Consider the following 16,267-nt stretch of genomic DNA (forward strand, 5'->3'; position numbering starts at 1 on the left):
CCCCGTGCCGTGTCAATGACAACCGAAGCAGGGTCAACCGTCGGTCGACGCCGTACAACACAAAAGCGCCCCCGGCAGGAATCGAACCTGCGACCTAGGGATTAGAAGGCCCTTGCTCTATCCAACTGAGCTACGGAGGCAGCGCTCGAAGATTCTATCTTGCCTGTGCCCAACACCACGCAAACCGTGTCACCGGCAAAGCGGACCCGCGCGGGCAGTGGCGGACTAGCGTGGACGCTGCACTGGCGGCCAGGGGGAGGGGAGAGGGACCACGCTATGAGCGACGTGCCGGAGGTGGATGCGGCCGGACTGCCTGAGGAGCTGAGCGCAGTCGATCAGCTGTTGCATCGGGGAGAGGCAAACCCGCGCACCCGGTCCGGGATCCTGGGAGTCGAGATTCTCGACACCACACCGGATTGGGACCGATTCCGGGCCCGTCTGGACCACGCGTCGCGCAAGGTTCTGCGACTGCGCCAGAAGGTCGTCATCCCCACACTGCCGACGGCCGCTCCGCGCTGGGTCGTCGACCCTGACTTCAATCTCGACTACCACGTGCGACGGCTGCGGGTTCCGGCCCCGGGAACCTTGCGCGACGTCTTCGATCTGGCCGAGGTGGCCCTGCAGTCTCCGATGGACATCACCCGTCCGCTGTGGAGCGCCACGTTGGTCGAAGGCCTGGCCGACGGGCGGGCGGCGACCATCCTGCACCTGAGCCACGCGGTGTCCGATGGGGTGGGCATGGTCGAGATGTTCGCCAACATCTACGACCTCGAACGCGATCCCGAACCCGCCGCCGCGGCGCCGTTGCCCATCCCGCAGGACCTCTCGCCCAACGACCTGATGCGTGAGGGCATCAACCGGCTCCCCGGATCGATCGCGGGCGGTGTGCTCGGTGCGCTCGGACAAGCTGCCCGCGCGGTGACCAAGGTGGTACGGGACCCGGTCTCGGCGGTCAGCGGCGCAGTCGACTACGCGATGTCCGGTGCCCGCGTGATGGGTCCGGCGGCCCACCCGTCGCCGCTGCTGCGTCGCCGGAGCCTGTCGACGCGCACCGAAGCGATCGACATCCCGTTCTCGGACCTGCACCGGGCGGCCAAGGCCGGCGGCGGTTCGATCAACGACGCCTACCTGGCCGGGCTGTGCGGCGCATTGCGTCTCTACCACGACGCGAAAGGCATCTCGATCGACACGCTGCCGATGGCGGTGCCGGTCAACCTGCGCTCGGAAGACGATCCGGCCGGCGGCAACCGCTTTGCCGGGGTCAATCTCGCCGCACCCGTTGGCATCGTCGACCCGGAGACCCGGATCAAGGCCGTCCGGGCACAGATGACGAGCAAGCGCGAGGAGCGCGCCATCGACGTGGTCGGCTCGATCGCGCCGGTGCTGAGCCTGCTGCCCGATGCCGTGCTGGAGTCGGTGGCCGGGTCGGTGGTGAACTCCGACGTGCAGGCCAGCAACGTTCCGGTCTATCCAGGCGACACGTTCATCGCCGGGGCAAAGATATTGCGCCACTATGGAATAGGCCCCCTACCCGGGGTGGCCATGATGGTGGTGCTGATCTCGAGATCCGGCTATATCACCGTCACCACCCGCTACGACCGGGCCGCCATCACCGACGACAAGCTGTTCGCCCAATGCCTGCTGGACGGCTTCGACGAGGTGCTGGCACTCGGCGGCGACGGCCGCGCGGAACCGGCCTCCTTCAGCAGCGACAACTCGGCAACGAACGGGAGTGCTGCACAGTGACATCGAATGATTCGGCTCCCCGCATAACCAAGCAGATGCGGCTGCCCGGGACGCTCGCCGAGATCGAGGGGAGCCCGGAGGGCCCGGAGATCGGTGCGTTCTTCGACCTGGACGGCACGCTGGTGGCCGGGTTCACCGGCGTGATCATGACCCGGGACCGGTTGCGACGCCGCCAGATGGGCGTCGGAGAGTTCATCGGGATGGTGCAGGCCGGCCTCAACCACCAGCTGGGGCGTTCCGAGTTCGAGGACCTGATCGGCAAGGGCGCCCGCATGCTGCGCGGCAACTCGCTCAGCGACCTCGATGAGCTGGGCGAGCGGTTGTTCGTCCAGCATGTGCAGGGCCGCATGTATCCGGAGATGCGCGCCATGGTGCGCGCCCACATGGCCCGTGGCCACACCGTGGTGCTGAGCTCGTCGGCGCTGACCGTTCAGGTGGAGCCCGTCGCCCGCTTCTTGGGGATCGACAACGTGCTGTGCAACAAGTTCGAGACCGACGAGGACGGTCTGATCACCGGCGAGGTCGAGACCCCGGTGATCTGGGGTCCCGGCAAAGCCCGTGCGGTGCAGAACTTCTCGGCAGCCAACGGCGTGGACCTGACCAAGAGCTACTTCTACGCCGATGGCGACGAGGACGTCGCCCTGATGTATCTGGTCGGCAATCCCCGGCCGACGAACCCGGCAGGCAAGTTGGCCGCGGTGGCCGCCAAACGCGGCTGGCCCGTACTGAAGTTCAGCAGTCGCAGCGGCAGCAGCCCGGTCGCGCAACTGCGCACACTGGCCAGCCTGGCCACCATCCCGACCGTGGCCGCCGGTGCGATCGGACTCGGGTTGCTCACCCGCAACAAGCGCACGGGGATCAACTTCTTCACCTCGAACTGGAGCAAGCTACTCATGCTCACCACGGGCATCGAGCTCAACGTCCTCGGTGAGGAAAACCTGACCGCCCACCGTCCGGCGGTGTTCATCTTCAACCACCGCAACCAGGCCGACCCGATGATCGCCGGCCGGCTGGTCGGGGTGGACTTCACCGGTGTCGGGAAGAAGGAACTGGAACGCAACCCGCTGATGGGACCACTGGGCAAGGTCATGGACGCGGCCTTCATCGACCGTGACGACCCGGAGAAGGCCGTCGAAGGCCTGCACAAGGTGGAAGAGCTTGCCCGCAAAGGCTTGTCGATCCTGATCGCCCCGGAGGGCACCCGGCTCGACACCACCGAGGTCGGCCCGTTCAAGAAGGGGCCGTTCCGCATCGCCATGGCCGCGGGTGTTCCGATCGTGCCGATCGTGATCCGCAACGCCGAGGTGATCGCCCACCGGGACTCCAGCACCTTCAACCCCGGCAAGGTCGACGTCGCGGTGTACCCGCCGATACCGGTGGACGACTGGACCGTCGACAACCTGGCCGACCGCATCGCCGAGATCCGCCAGATCTACCTCGACACGCTGAGATCCTGGCCGCAGGACGAATTGCCGACGTTCGACATCTACACCCGTGCCACGCCCGCCGAGAAAGCCGCACCGCGCCGGGCCACCAAGAAGGCGCCGGCCAAGCGGGCGCCCGCGAAAAAGGCCGCGCCCAAAGCGGGTACGGATACGTCACGGTCGACTCCCAAGGGCCGGCCGTGACCGCGGGGCTCGACGATTTCCCCAGCTTCAGCACCACCGACGATGCGCTGGTGCTCGCCTCGGTGTCGTCACCGGCCGAACTCGAGCTGCTCAACGACTGGCTGAAAACGCAGCGGCGCGAACACCCCGACTCGACGGTCGAGGTGCTGCAGTTGCCGGCCACCGACGAACCAACGCCCGGTGTGGTGGCCCGGTTGGTCGAGGAGCTGGAATCGGACGAGGACCGGCTGGTGGTGCCGGTACGGGTGTTCTGGGTGCCCGCCGGATTGCCCACCCGGTTGAAAGTGGTCGGCCTGATCTCCGGCCGCGACACCTACCGGCCGCCCGAGATCTTGCAGCGCCGCATCCTGCGCAAGGACCCGGCACGCGCACGGATCGTGGCCGGCGAACCGGCCAAGGTGTCCGAGCTGCGCAAGCAGTGGAGCGAGACGACGGTCGCCGAAAACCCCCGGGAATTCGCACGATTCGTGCTGCGCCGGGCGGTGCTGGCGATCGAGCGGGTCGAGCTTCGGCTGCTGGGCCCCGAATACAAGTCGCCGCGGCTGGTCAAGCCGGAGATGCTCGACTCGGCGCGCTTCCGGCAGGGCCTGGAGCAGATTCCCGGGGCGACGGTGGAGAAGGCCGGCGAGATGCTCGACGAGCTGTCCACCGGATGGAGCCGGTTCTCCGTGGACCTGATCCCGACCCTGGGCCGGGCGATCTTCAGCCGTGGGTTCGATCCGCGGATCGACTACGACCGCTCCGAGATCGAGTCGATGCGCCATGCCCTGGAACAACATCCGGCGGTGTTGCTGTTCTCCCATCGGTCTTATCTCGACGGTGTCATCGTCCCGGTGGCGATGCAGGAGAACCGGCTTCCGCCGGTGTACACGTTCGCCGGGATCAACCTGTCGTTCGGCCTGATGGGTCCGCTGTTCCGGCATTCCGGCGTCATCTTCCTGCGTCGCAAACTCGATGACCCGCTGTACAAATACGTGCTTCGGCAGTACGTGGGCTACATCGTGGAGAAGCGGTTCAACCTGAACTGGTCCATCGAGGGCACCCGGTCGCGCACCGGAAAGATGTTGCCGCCCAAGCTCGGACTGCTCGCCTATGTCGCCAATGCCTACCTCGACGGCCGCAGTGACGACATCCTGCTGCAGCCGGTCTCGATCAGTTTCGACCAGCTGCACGAGACGGCCGAGTACGCCGCGTATGCCCGCGGGGGAGAGAAGACGCCCGAGGGTTTGAGCTGGCTGTACAACTTCATCAAGGCGCAGGGCGAACGCAACTACGGCAAGATCTATGTTCGCTTCCCCGAGGCGGTTTCGATGCGCGAGCATCTCGGCGAGCCGGGCGGCGTGATGGTCCACGACGAGGCGGCCAAACGCCTGGCGATGCAGAAGATGGCCTTCGAGGTGGCCTGGCGGATCCTGCGGGTCACCCCGGTCAACGCGACCAATCTGGTCTCGGCGCTGCTGCTCGGCGCCCGGGGCGTGGCCCTCACCCTCGATCAGCTGCACCACACCCTGCAGGACTCGCTCGACTACCTGGAACGCAAGAACACGCCCATGACCAACAGCGCGTTGCGCCTGCGGACCGCCGAGGGCGTGCGCTCGGCCGTCGACGCACTGTCCGGCGGGCACCCGGTGACGTTGGTGGACAGCGGCCGCGAGCCGGTGTGGCGGATCGCCCCGGAGGACGAACTGGAGGCGGCGTTCTACCGCAACTCGCTGATCCACGCTTTCCAGGAGACCTCGATCGTCGAACTGGCCCTGGCGTATGCCGCCCGCGTCGCCGACGATCCGCTGCAGGCGTTCTGGGACCAGGTGATGCGGTTGCGCGACCTGCTCAAGTTCGATTTCTATTTCGCCGATTCGGCGGCATTCCGCGACAACGTCGCCGAAGAGATGTCGTGGTACGACCGCACGCCGGAAGGGCAGGCGGCGGGCGGATGGGAAGCGAAGGTCACCGCCGGGGGCGACGACATCCTTCAGATGTTGCGGCGCAAACGACCGCTGTTGGTGGGGGCCATGCTGCGCCCGTTCTTCGAGGCCTACGGGATCGTCGCCGACGTGCTGCGCGACGCCCCGGCCGAGATCGGTGAACGAGACCTGACCAAGCGAGCGCTGGGCGTCGGGCGCCAGTACGTCGCCCAGGGCCGGGTCGGCAGCAACGAGTCGGTCTCGGCGCTGCTGTTCGCCACTGCGCGGCAGGTGGCAGCCGATCAGAACTTGCTGGTCAACGGTCCCGACCTGCAGGCGCGTCGCAACGCCTTCCGTGACGAACTACGCGGGATCGTCGCCGACATGGACAAGGTCGACGAGATCGCGCGTGAGCAGTTCTACTACCGGGACAAGCAGCGCCGCGCCGAGTCGGACCTGTCGGACTAGCCGCCGGACTCACCTTTCGGCTGGGGGCGGGGGTGTGGTGGGGCCCACGCCATACCCTTGGACCATGACTTCTGCCGGCCACATGGCCGCCTCCAGCGTGCGCAACAGCGTGGTGTGGCCCGTGCTGGTCGGCGTGGGCCTGTTGGCCGGGGCGGTGGCCGCGGGCATCGGGGCGCTGTCCCTGGCCGACGCCCTCACCGCCACCGGCCTGCCCGATCCCGGGCCGGTCACCACCTACGGCCTGCCGTTCGTGCGAGCCGCCGGCGAGATCGCCGCCGTCCTCGCGGTGGGTTCGTTCCTGTTCGCGGCGTTCCTGGCCGCACCCCAGACCAACGGCGTACTCGATGTCGCCGGTTACCGGGCGCTGCGGCTGGGCTCCGCGGCCTCGGGGGTGTGGACGGTGTGTGCGGCGTTGCTGGTTCCGCTGACAATCTCCGACGTGTCCGGCCAGCCGCTGCTCGACCACCTGGGGCCGGTCGAGGTGTGGTCGGCGGCTGGTCTCGTCGACGTCTCGGCGGCCTGGCGCTGGACGGCGATCCTGGCCGCGGCCGTGACCATCGCCAGCCTGCCGGTGCTGCGCTGGGGCTGGACGCCGGTCCTGCTGGCCGGGTCACTGCTGACCTTGATGCCGCTGGTTCTCACCGGGCACTCCTCGTCCGGCGGCGCCCACGATCTGGCCACCAACAGCCTGTTCATCCACCTGGTGGCCGGCGCGCTGTGGGCCGGCGGATTGCTGGCGTTGCTGGCACACGCGATGCGGGCCGGCACCGACGGCCCGAACACCGCGCTGGCGGCACGCCGCTTCTCGGCGCTGGCGCTCTGGTGTTTCGTCGCGATGGCCCTCAGCGGTGTGCTCAACGCACTCGTACGGATCCAGCTGCCCGATGTCGTGCGCACCAGCTACGGCTGGTTGCTCGTGGCCAAGGTTGTCGCGCTGAGCCTGCTGGGCGTGCTGGGCTGGCGGCAGCGCCGGGTCAGTCTGACCGCCTTGGCCGCGGATCCCGGTGCCCGCAGACCGCTGATCAGGTTGGCGCTGACCGAGGCCGCGCTGTTCGGCGTGACGTTCGGTATCGCCGTCGGGCTGGGGCGCACCCCGCCGCCGCCCGAGCCGAGGATCCCCAGCCCCACCGAGGTCGCGATCGGATACGACTTCGCCGGACCCCCCACGGTCGCGCGGGTGTTGTTCGATTGGCGATTCGACCTGCTGTTCGGCACCGCGGCGATCGTCGGAGCGGCGCTGTACCTGGCCGGCATGTACCGGCTGCGCCGCCGCGGCGACGCCTGGCCCGTCGGCCGCACGTTCGCCTGGCTGCTGGGATGCGCGGTCCTGCTGTTCACCACCTCGTCGGGGCTCGGTCGCTACATGCCGGCGATGTTCAGCATGCACATGATCGCCCACATGCTGCTGTCCATGCTGGTGCCGGTGCTGCTGGTGCTCGGTGCGCCGGTGACCCTGGCGCTGCGGGCATTGCCCACCGCGGGCCGCGGCTCGCCACCGGGCCCCAGGGAGTGGCTGTTGTCGGCCCTGCACTCGCGGGTGTCCCAGTTCCTGACCAATCCCATCATCGCGACCGTGATGTTCGTGGCCGGGTTCTACGGCCTGTATTTCGGCGGGATCTTCGATGCCGCGGTGAGCAACCACGCCGCGCACATCCTGATGAACGTGCACTTCCTGCTCTCGGGATACCTGTTCTATTGGGTGGTCATCGGTATCGACCCGACGCCGAGGCCCATTCCGCACCTGGTCAAGATCGGGATGGTGTTCGCCTCACTGCCGCTGCACGCATTCTTCGGTGTGGTGATGATGGGCATGCAGACGGTGCTCGGCGAGAGCTTCTACCGGTCACTGCAATTGCCGTGGCACACCGACCTGCTCGGGGACCAGCACCTCGGCGGCGGCATCGCCTGGGCGGCCGGAGAAGTCCCGCTGGTCATCGTGATGCTGGCGCTACTCATCCAGTGGCGGCGCAGCGACCAGCGCACCGCCAAGCGGCTGGACCGCGCTGCCGACCGCGACGACGATGCGGATCTGGCGGCCTACAACGCGATGCTCGCCGAGATGGCGCGCCGTGACCGTCCCTCCGGCTAGCCACCGGAGTTATCCCCAGCCCGCGTTTCATCCCCAGCCGACGGTTTCGTCGGGTCCGCATGCCCGCCGCGCGTCGGGGTTCGGGCGGTCAATGGCTGCGTAAGGCGGCCGCGCCGCTTCGGCGCCGGCCACCGCAATGGATGAAGCGAAAGGAACCAGAAATGTTCGAAACCCCGTTCACGATCGTGGGCAACATCATCACCGACCCCGTCCGGCGGCGATTCGGCGATCAGGAGCTTTACAAGTTCCGGGTGGCCAGCAACTCGCGGCGCCGCACGCCCGACGGCAACTGGGAGCACGGCAACTCGCTCTACGTCACGGTCAACTGCTGGGGAAATCTCGCCACCGGCACCAGCGCCTCTCTGATGAAGGGCGACGCCGTGATCGTGGTCGGGCATGTCCACACCGATGAGTACGAGGACAAAGAGGGTGTGCGCCGGTCCTCGGTGGAGGTGCGGGCCACCGCGGTCGGGCCCGATCTGTCCCGCTGCACGGCCAAGGTCGCGCCGTTGCCGAAGCCGTCGGCCGGCCCGGTGCTCGAGTCCGACCCCGTCGCCGGCGACGAGCCCGAAACCGAGCCCGACGAGGGCGACCTGCCACTGTCGGCCTAGCCGGTTTCGGTCACGCCTAGGATGGGCGCGAGTGAGTTGGGCTTGACGCGACCCTTCGCGCAAGCGCCCATCCGACATTCCCGAAGAGTTTCAGAAAGGCACATCACGGCATGGCCGAATTCATCTACACGATGCGCAAGGTTCGCAAGGCGCACGGCGACAAGGTCATCCTTGACGACGTCAGCCTGAACTTCCTGCCCGGCGCGAAGATCGGCGTGGTCGGGCCCAACGGCGCCGGTAAGTCCAGTGTGCTGAAGATCATGGCCGGCATCGACCAGGCGAACAACGGCGACGCGCTGCTGGCGCCCGGCGCCAGCGTGGGCATCCTGATGCAGGAACCGCACCTCGACGAGACCAAGACCGTGCGCGAGAACGTCGAGGACGGCGTGGCCGTCAAGGCCAAGCTCAACCGGTACAACGAGGTGGCCGAGCTGATGGCCACCGACTACTCCGATGAGCTCATGGAAGAGATGGGTCATCTGCAGGAGGAGCTGGACGCGGCCGACGCCTGGGACATCGACTCCCAGCTTGAGCAGGCGATGGACGCACTGCGCTGCCCGCCGCCGGACGAGCCCGTCACCCACCTCTCCGGTGGTGAACGCCGCCGCGTCGCTCTGTGCAAGCTCCTGCTGAGCAAGCCGGACCTGCTGCTGCTCGACGAGCCCACCAACCACCTCGACGCCGAAAGCGTGCTGTGGCTCGAGCAGCACCTGGCCAACTACAAGGGCGCCATCCTGGCGGTCACCCACGACCGCTACTTCCTCGACAACGTCGCCGAGTGGATCCTCGAACTCGACCGCGGACGGGCCTACCCGTACGAGGGCAACTACTCGACCTACCTGGAGAAGAAGGCCGAGCGCCTCGAGGTCCAGGGCAAGAAGGACCAGAAGCTGCAGAAGCGGCTCAAGGACGAGCTGGCTTGGGTCCGCTCGGGCGCCAAGGCCCGTCAGGCCAAGAACAAGGCCCGTCTCGGCCGGTACGAGGAGATGGTCGCCGAGGCCGAGAAGACGCGGAAGCTCGACTTCGAGGAGATCCAGATCCCGACGCCGCCGCGGCTGGGCAACGTGGTGGTCGAGGTGGAACACCTGGACAAGGGCTTCGAGGGCCGCCAGCTGATCAAGGACCTGTCGTTCACGCTGCCGCGCAACGGCATCGTCGGCGTCATCGGCCCCAACGGCGTCGGCAAGACCACGCTGTTCAAGACCATCGTCGGGCTGGAACAGCCGGACAGCGGCACGGTCAAGGTCGGTGAGACGGTCAAGTTGTCCTACGTCGATCAGAGCCGCGCCGGCATCGACCCCAAGAAGACGGTCTGGGAGGTCGTCTCCGACAAGCTGGACTACATCGAGGTCGGCCAGAACGAGATCCCGTCGCGGGCCTACGTCTCGGCGTTCGGCTTCAAGGGACCGGACCAGCAAAAGCCCGCGGGTGTGCTGTCCGGTGGTGAGCGCAACCGGCTGAACCTGGCGCTGACCCTCAAAGAGGGCGGCAACCTGATCCTGCTCGACGAGCCGACCAACGACCTCGACGTCGAGACGCTGTCGTCGCTGGAGAACGCGCTTGAGCAGTTCCCCGGTTGCGCCGTGGTGATCAGCCACGACCGGTGGTTCCTGGACCGCACCTGCACGCACATCCTGGCGTGGGAGGGCGACGACGACAATGAGGCCAAGTGGTTCTGGTTCGAGGGCAACTTCGGTGCCTACGAGGAGAACAAGATCCAACGTCTCGGTGCCGAAGCGGCGCGTCCGCATCGGGTGACCCATCGGAGACTCACCCGCGACTGACCCGTGACGAGGTAAATGGTCGCGGCGGGTTTGGTGACGCTACTAATGTCGCAGCTATGCACCAATGCCGGTGTATGGGCGTGAGTAGGGAGTGATCCGTATGACGGCCGAGCCGGGAGCTCTTCGCGGACAGGGAATTAGCGACCGGGATCGCTCTCAGGCGCCGCCTGAGATGATCCACCGGCTCGCAGTCGCCTTCCTGTCCACCTATCGGGCTCCGCAGGCCGACGCACCGGGCGTCGCGGCCACCGGGCCTCAGGCCGCGGTGGCCGAGCGTCTCGTCTCCGATGCCACGGTGGCCGCCCACTATGCGTTGGGCGGCCAGCGGGCACCGGGGGAGACCAAGGTCGCGGTGTATCCGGGCGACGCCGACTCCGGCCCGGCGTTGCAGATCGTCACCGAGCAGGCGGCGATGCTGGTGGATTCGGTGACGGTGCTGCTGCACCGCCACGGCATCGCCTACCCGGCCATCATGAACCCGGTCTTTCGGGTGCACCGCGATGCCGACGGGGTGCTGCAGGACTTCCAGCCCGCGGCCGAGGCCACCGGGGCCGACGGCGTCGACGAGTGCTGGATCCTGGTCCCGGTCAGCGGCGCGGCCGACGGGCCCGCCCTCACCGAGGTGGTCGGGCTGGTGCCCGGCGTGCTCGCCGAGGCCCGCCAGATCGGGCTGGATTCTCCGGCCATGGGTGCCGCTCTACACGCCCTGGCCAACGACGTGGCCACCGATGTCGAGGGCCGGTTTCCCAATGCCGATCGCCGGGACGTCGCGGCGCTGCTGCGCTGGCTCTCGGACGGACACTTCGTGCTGCTGGGCTACCAGCAGTGCGCCATCAACGACGGCCAGGCCTCGGTCGATCCGGCCAGCCGGCTCGGCGTGCTCAAGCTGCGCGAGGATGTGCTGCCGCCGCTGACCGCCGCCGACGATCTGATGGTGCTCGCGCAAGCCACGATGCCGAGCTACGTGCGCTACGGCGCCTACCCGTACATCGTTGTCGTGCGGGAGACCGGGCAACAACGTGACGCCACCGCTACCGAGCATCGTTTCGTGGGCCTGTTCACCGTGGCCGCGATGAACGCCAACGTGCTTGAGATCCCGTTGATCTCGCGGCGCGTCGAGGAGGCGCTGGCCATGGCCCGGCGCGACCCCAGCCATCCCGGCCAGTTGCTGCGCGACATCGTTCAGACCATCCCGCGCCCCGAACTGTTCGCGCTGAGCTCCAAGCAACTGCTGGACATGGCGCTGACCGTGGTGGACCTGGGGTCGCGGCGCCGCACCCTGCTGTTCCTGCGTGCGGATCAACTGGCGCACTTCGTGTCCTGCCTGGTGTATCTGCCGCGTGACCGCTACACCACCGCGGTCCGGCTGGAGATGCAGGACATCCTGGTGCGCGAGCTCGGCGGCGAGAGCATCGACTACTCGGCCCGGGTCAGTGAATCGCCATGGGCGGTGGTTCATTTCACCGTCCGCCTGCCCGACGGCACTACCGCGCACAGCGTGGACACCTCCACCGAGAACGAGAACCGGATCCAGGACCTGCTCACCGAAGCCACCCGCAACTGGGGTGACCGCATGACCAGTGCGGCAGCGCACGCGGCGCTCAGTCCCGCCGCCGTCGAGCACTATGCCTCGGCGTTCCCGGACGATTACAAACAAGCCGTGGCCCCGGCGAATGCCATCGCCGACATCGCGATCATCGAAGGGCTGCAGGACAATTCGGTGAAGTTGGTGTTCGCCGAGAGCGGGGAGGACGGGCTCGCCCAGCTCACCTGGTACCTCGGCGGACAGTCGGCCTCACTGAGCGAGTTGCTGCCGATGCTGCAGTCGATGGGTGTGGTGGTCCTCGAGGAGCGCCCGTACACCGTGCGCCGCGCCGACGGCCTGCCGGTGTGGATCTACCAGTTCAGGGTGGCCCGGCAGCGCAGCATCCCCGAGGCGCCCGACGCGGCTTCACGCGAGGCGACCGCCCAGCGGTTCGCCGACGCGGTGACCGCGATCTGGCACGGCTGGGTGGAGGTGGACCGGTTCAACGAACTGGTGCTGCGCGCCGACCTGACCTGGCAGCAGGTGGTGATCCTGCGGGCGTACGCGAAGTACCTGCGTCAGGCGGGTTTTCCGTACAGCCAGTCGCACATCGAGTCGGTGGTCAACGAGAACCCGCACACCACCCGGTCACTGGTGCAACTGTTCGAAGCGCTGTTCGACCCGTCCGAGGACACCGCCGGGGAGCGGGACGCCCAGGGGGCGGCTGCCGCCGTGGCCGCCGACATCGATGCCCTGGTGAGCCTGGACACCGACCGCGTGCTGCGCGCCTTCGCCACGTTGATCCAGGCCACGCTACGCACCAACTACTTTGTGCAGAGCCCGGATTCGGCGCGGCAACGCGGCGTGTTGGCGATGAAGCTGAACCCCGGCCTGATCAACGAGCTGCCGTTGCCGCGGCCCAAATTCGAGATCTTCGTGTACTCGCCCCGGGTGGAGGGCGTGCACCTGCGGTTCGGGTTCGTGGCCCGCGGTGGGCTGCGCTGGTCGGACCGTCGTGAGGACTTCCGCACCGAGATCCTCGGCCTGGTCAAGGCCCAAGCGGTGAAGAACGCCGTGATCGTTCCGGTGGGCGCCAAGGGCGGGTTCGTGGTCAAGCGGCCGCCCGAGCCCACCGGCGACACCGCCGTCGACCGCGAGGCGACCCGCGCCGAAGGTGTTGCGTGCTACCAACTTTTCATCTCCGGATTGCTCGACGTGACCGACAACGTCGACAAGGGGACCGGTGCCGTCGTAACCCCGCCCGATGTGGTGCGGCGCGACGGGGAGGACGCCTATCTGGTGGTCGCGGCCGACAAGGGCACTGCCACCTTCTCCGACATCGCCAATGAGGTCGCCAAGTCCTACGGGTTCTGGCTCGGCGACGCGTTCGCCTCGGGCGGTTCCATCGGGTACGACCACAAGGCCATGGGCATCACCGCCAAAGGCGCGTGGGAGTCGGTGAAGCGGCACTTCCGGGAGATGGGGGTGGACACCCAGACCCAGGACTTCACCGTCGTGGGTGTCGGCGACATGAGTGGTGACGTATTCGGCAACGGCATGCTGCTGTCGAAGCACATCCGGCTGATCGCCGCCTTCGACCACCGGCACATCTTCGTCGATCCCAACCCCGATGCCGCCCGGTCGTGGGTGGAACGCCGGCGGCTGTTCGACCTGCCCCGGTCCAGTTGGGAGGACTACGACGCCAAGCTGATCAGCGAGGGCGGCGGTGTCTTCAGCCGTCAGCAGAAGTCCATCCCGATCAGCCCGCAGGCCCGCGCCGCGCTCGGGATCGACGGTGAGGTAGCGGAACTCACGCCGCCCGCCCTGATGAAGGCCATTCTCAAGGCGCCGGTGGACCTGCTGTGGAACGGTGGTATCGGCACCTACGTCAAGGCCGAGACCGAGGCCGACGTCGGTGACCGCGCCAACGACCAGATCCGCGTGTGCGGAAACGAGGTGCGGGCCAAGGTCATCGGCGAGGGCGGCAACCTCGGTGTGACGTCCCTGGGACGCATCGAATTCGACCTGGCCGGCGGCCGGATCAACACCGATGCCCTGGACAACTCTGCGGGTGTGGACTGTTCCGACCACGAGGTCAACATCAAGATCCTGATCGACTCGCTGGTCACCGCTGGGCGCGTAGAGCCGGGCCAGCGCCGCGATTTGTTGTTGTCGATGACCGACGAGGTCGGCGCCCTGGTGTTGACCGACAACAAGGACCAGAACGACCTGATGGGCACCAGCCGGGCCAACGCCGCGAGCATGCTGTCGGTCCACGCTCGGATGATCAAGGAGTTCGCGGCCAACCGTGGGCTCAACCGGGAGCTCGAGGCGTTGCCATCGGAGAAGGAGATCCGGCGCCGTGTCGACGCCGGAATCGGTTTGAGCTCACCGGAATTGGCTACCCTGATGGCCCACGTGAAGCTCAACCTCAAAGACGACGTGCTGGCCAGCGACCTGCCCGACCAGGAGGTGTTCGCCGCCCGGCTGCCGCGGTACTTCCCCGAGAAGCTGCGGGACCAGTTCACCGCCGAGATCCGGTCACACCAACTGCGCCGGGAGATCACCACCACCATGCTGGTCAACGATCTCGTCGACACCAGCGGGATCAGCTACGCGTACCGCATCACCGAGGACGTCGGCGTCGGGCCGGTCGACGCGGTGCGCAGCTACGTGGCCACCGACGCCATCTTCGGGATCGGTGAGGTGTGGCGCCGGATCCGGGCCGCCGGCGATGACGGGGTGCCGGTGTTCGTGACCGACCGGATGACCCTGGACCTGCGCCGGCTGGTCGACCGGGCCGGGCGCTGGCTGCTCAACTACCGGCCGCAACCGCTGGCCGTCGGCGCCGAGATCAACCGGTTCGCCGCAAAGGTCTCCGCCCTGCGGCCGAACATGCCGCAGTGGCTGCGCGGTGACGACAAGGCCATCGTCGAGAAGGAGGCCGGAGAGTTCTCCTCGCACGGTGTGTCCGACGAACTGGCGTATGCGGTGGCCACGGGGCTGTACCAGTACAGCCTGCTCGACGTGATCGACATTTCCGACATCGTCGACCGCGAGCCGGCCGAGGTGGCTGACACGTACTTCGCGCTGATGGATCGCCTCGGTGCCGACGGCCTGCTCACCGCGGTGTCCCGGCTGGGGCGCGATGACCGTTGGCATTCCTTGGCGCGATTGGCGATCCGCGACGATATCTACGGTTCGCTGCGGGCCCTGTGCTTCGACGTGCTCGCGGTCGGCGAACCCGAGGAGACCGGTGAGGAGAAGATCGCCGAGTGGGAGCTGACCAACAGCTCCAGGGTGACCCGCGCCCGCCGCACGCTGACCGAGATATACCAAGATGGTGAGCAGGACCTGGCGACGCTGTCGGTGGCGGCGCGGCAGATCCGCAGCATGACACGAACGAGTGGAACGGGAACAACTGCGTGAGTTTTACAGCACCGGTGCACGTGCGCTGGTCGGACATCGACATGTACCAGCACATCAATCACGCCACGATGGTGACGATTCTCGAAGAGGCCCGGATCCCTTTTCTGCGTGAGCCTTTCGCGGCCACCATCGATACCATCGGCCTGCTCATCGCCGACGTCAGCATCAGCTACAAGGGCCAGCTGCGGCTGGTGGACTCCCCGCTGCAGGTGACCATGTGGTCCAAGCGCGTGCGCGCGGTCGACTTCACCATCGGATACGAGGTGCGGTCGGTGAACGCCGACCCCGATTCCAAACCCTCGGTGATCGGCGAGACCCAACTCGCTGCCGTCCACATCGCCGAACAACGGCTGGAACGCCTGACGGCCGAGCAGCGCGGTTATCTGGAGAGCCATCTGAGATGACCGCTCCGGAGCGCGGCCTGTGGATCGACGATCCGCGCGACCGTAGGGATCTGGCGACGTTCGTCGACCGGGCGTTGCGGTTGGACGATGCCGCGGTGGTGCGGTTGCGGGAGCGGCGGGGGATCGGCGGCGCGGCCGTGGCATGGGTGGCGACCGGTCTGGACGTGCTGGCCAGCAGAGTGGTGACCGGGCGGGTGCGGCCCTCGGACCTGTCCGCGGGGGCCGACGCCCTGGTGGCCGGATTGTCCACTGCGAGTGACGGTTACGTCGATCCGGGCTTCCCCATGGACTCGGCCTGGCGCGGTGGCCTGCCACCCGAGGACGGGTTCGTCCACCTCGACGACGTCCCCGCACGGGTGATGCTCGACCTGGCCCAGCAGGGTGGTGCCCTTGCCCGCGAACACGGCAGCGCCCACGGACCGCCGGTGTCGCTGCTGGATCAAGAGGTGATCGCTGTCAGCGCAGGCGAGCAGCAGGTCGGCGTTCCGATGCGCTGCGTTTTCGCGTTGACCGCCATGGGGTTTCTGCCGCAGACCGGCAATCAGGTCAGCGAGCAGGAGATCGTCCGGGTCCGCGCACACCCGTCGTGGCTGCGGATCGATGCCCGATTCGGTTCGGTGTATCGCCGCCGTGACAGTGCCGCGTTGATCGTGGGCTGACCGTCGTGACGGCGGGCGAC

9 protein-coding genes and 1 tRNA gene are annotated in these 16,267 nt (G+C 67.6%); 9 read left to right on the forward strand and 1 reads right to left on the reverse strand.

What is annotated here, in order from left to right:
• Positions 1–66: 66 nt before the first annotated feature.
• Positions 67–140: transfer RNA gene (locus tag BN2156_RS01320), tRNA-Arg, on the reverse strand.
• Positions 141–276: 136 nt separating this feature from the next.
• Here BN2156_RS01320 and BN2156_RS01325 point away from each other — a divergent pair.
• From BN2156_RS01325 to BN2156_RS01365, 9 genes are all read left to right on the forward strand, one after another.
• Complete coding sequence (locus tag BN2156_RS01325) at positions 277–1,746, forward strand: wax ester/triacylglycerol synthase family O-acyltransferase (RefSeq protein ID WP_090509403.1); 1,470 nt, start codon at positions 277–279, stop codon at positions 1,744–1,746.
• A gap of 35 nt (positions 1,747–1,781) precedes the next feature.
• Positions 1,782–3,374: an HAD-IB family hydrolase/lysophospholipid acyltransferase family protein gene (locus BN2156_RS01330; protein WP_090509406.1), complete on the forward strand. Its 1,593-nt coding sequence runs from the start codon at positions 1,782–1,784 to the stop codon at positions 3,372–3,374.
• On the forward strand, positions 3,371–5,746 hold the full coding sequence (locus BN2156_RS01335; RefSeq protein ID WP_090509409.1) for a glycerol-3-phosphate 1-O-acyltransferase: 2,376 nt from the start codon (positions 3,371–3,373) through the stop codon (positions 5,744–5,746). The genes BN2156_RS01330 and BN2156_RS01335 overlap by 4 nt, the downstream gene beginning before the upstream one ends.
• Positions 5,747–5,810: 64 nt before the next feature.
• Entirely contained in the window at positions 5,811–7,835 is a 2,025-nt protein-coding gene (locus BN2156_RS01340) for a bifunctional copper resistance protein CopD/cytochrome c oxidase assembly protein (RefSeq protein WP_235625183.1), read from the forward strand.
• 161 nt (positions 7,836–7,996) lie between these two features.
• Entirely contained in the window at positions 7,997–8,446 is a 450-nt protein-coding gene (locus tag BN2156_RS01345) for a single-stranded DNA-binding protein (RefSeq protein WP_090509414.1), read from the forward strand.
• 110 nt (positions 8,447–8,556) lie between these two features.
• Entirely contained in the window at positions 8,557–10,230 is a 1,674-nt protein-coding gene (ettA, locus tag BN2156_RS01350) for an energy-dependent translational throttle protein EttA (protein ID WP_090509417.1), read from the forward strand.
• A gap of 100 nt (positions 10,231–10,330) precedes the next feature.
• On the forward strand, positions 10,331–15,184 hold the full coding sequence (locus BN2156_RS01355) for an NAD-glutamate dehydrogenase (protein WP_407661584.1): 4,854 nt from the start codon (positions 10,331–10,333) through the stop codon (positions 15,182–15,184).
• Positions 15,181–15,588, forward strand: coding sequence for an acyl-CoA thioesterase (locus BN2156_RS01360; RefSeq protein WP_090509422.1), 408 nt, complete (start codon positions 15,181–15,183; stop codon positions 15,586–15,588). Before BN2156_RS01355 ends, BN2156_RS01360 begins: the two co-directional genes overlap by 4 nt.
• Positions 15,585–16,247: a DUF8185 domain-containing protein gene (locus BN2156_RS01365; RefSeq protein WP_090509424.1), complete on the forward strand. Its 663-nt coding sequence runs from the start codon at positions 15,585–15,587 to the stop codon at positions 16,245–16,247. The genes BN2156_RS01360 and BN2156_RS01365 overlap by 4 nt, the downstream gene beginning before the upstream one ends.
• Positions 16,248–16,267 lie beyond the last annotated feature (20 nt).

It is taken from the genome of Mycolicibacterium neworleansense, assembly GCF_001245615.1.
Lineage (GTDB): Bacteria > Actinomycetota > Actinomycetes > Mycobacteriales > Mycobacteriaceae > Mycobacterium > Mycobacterium neworleansense.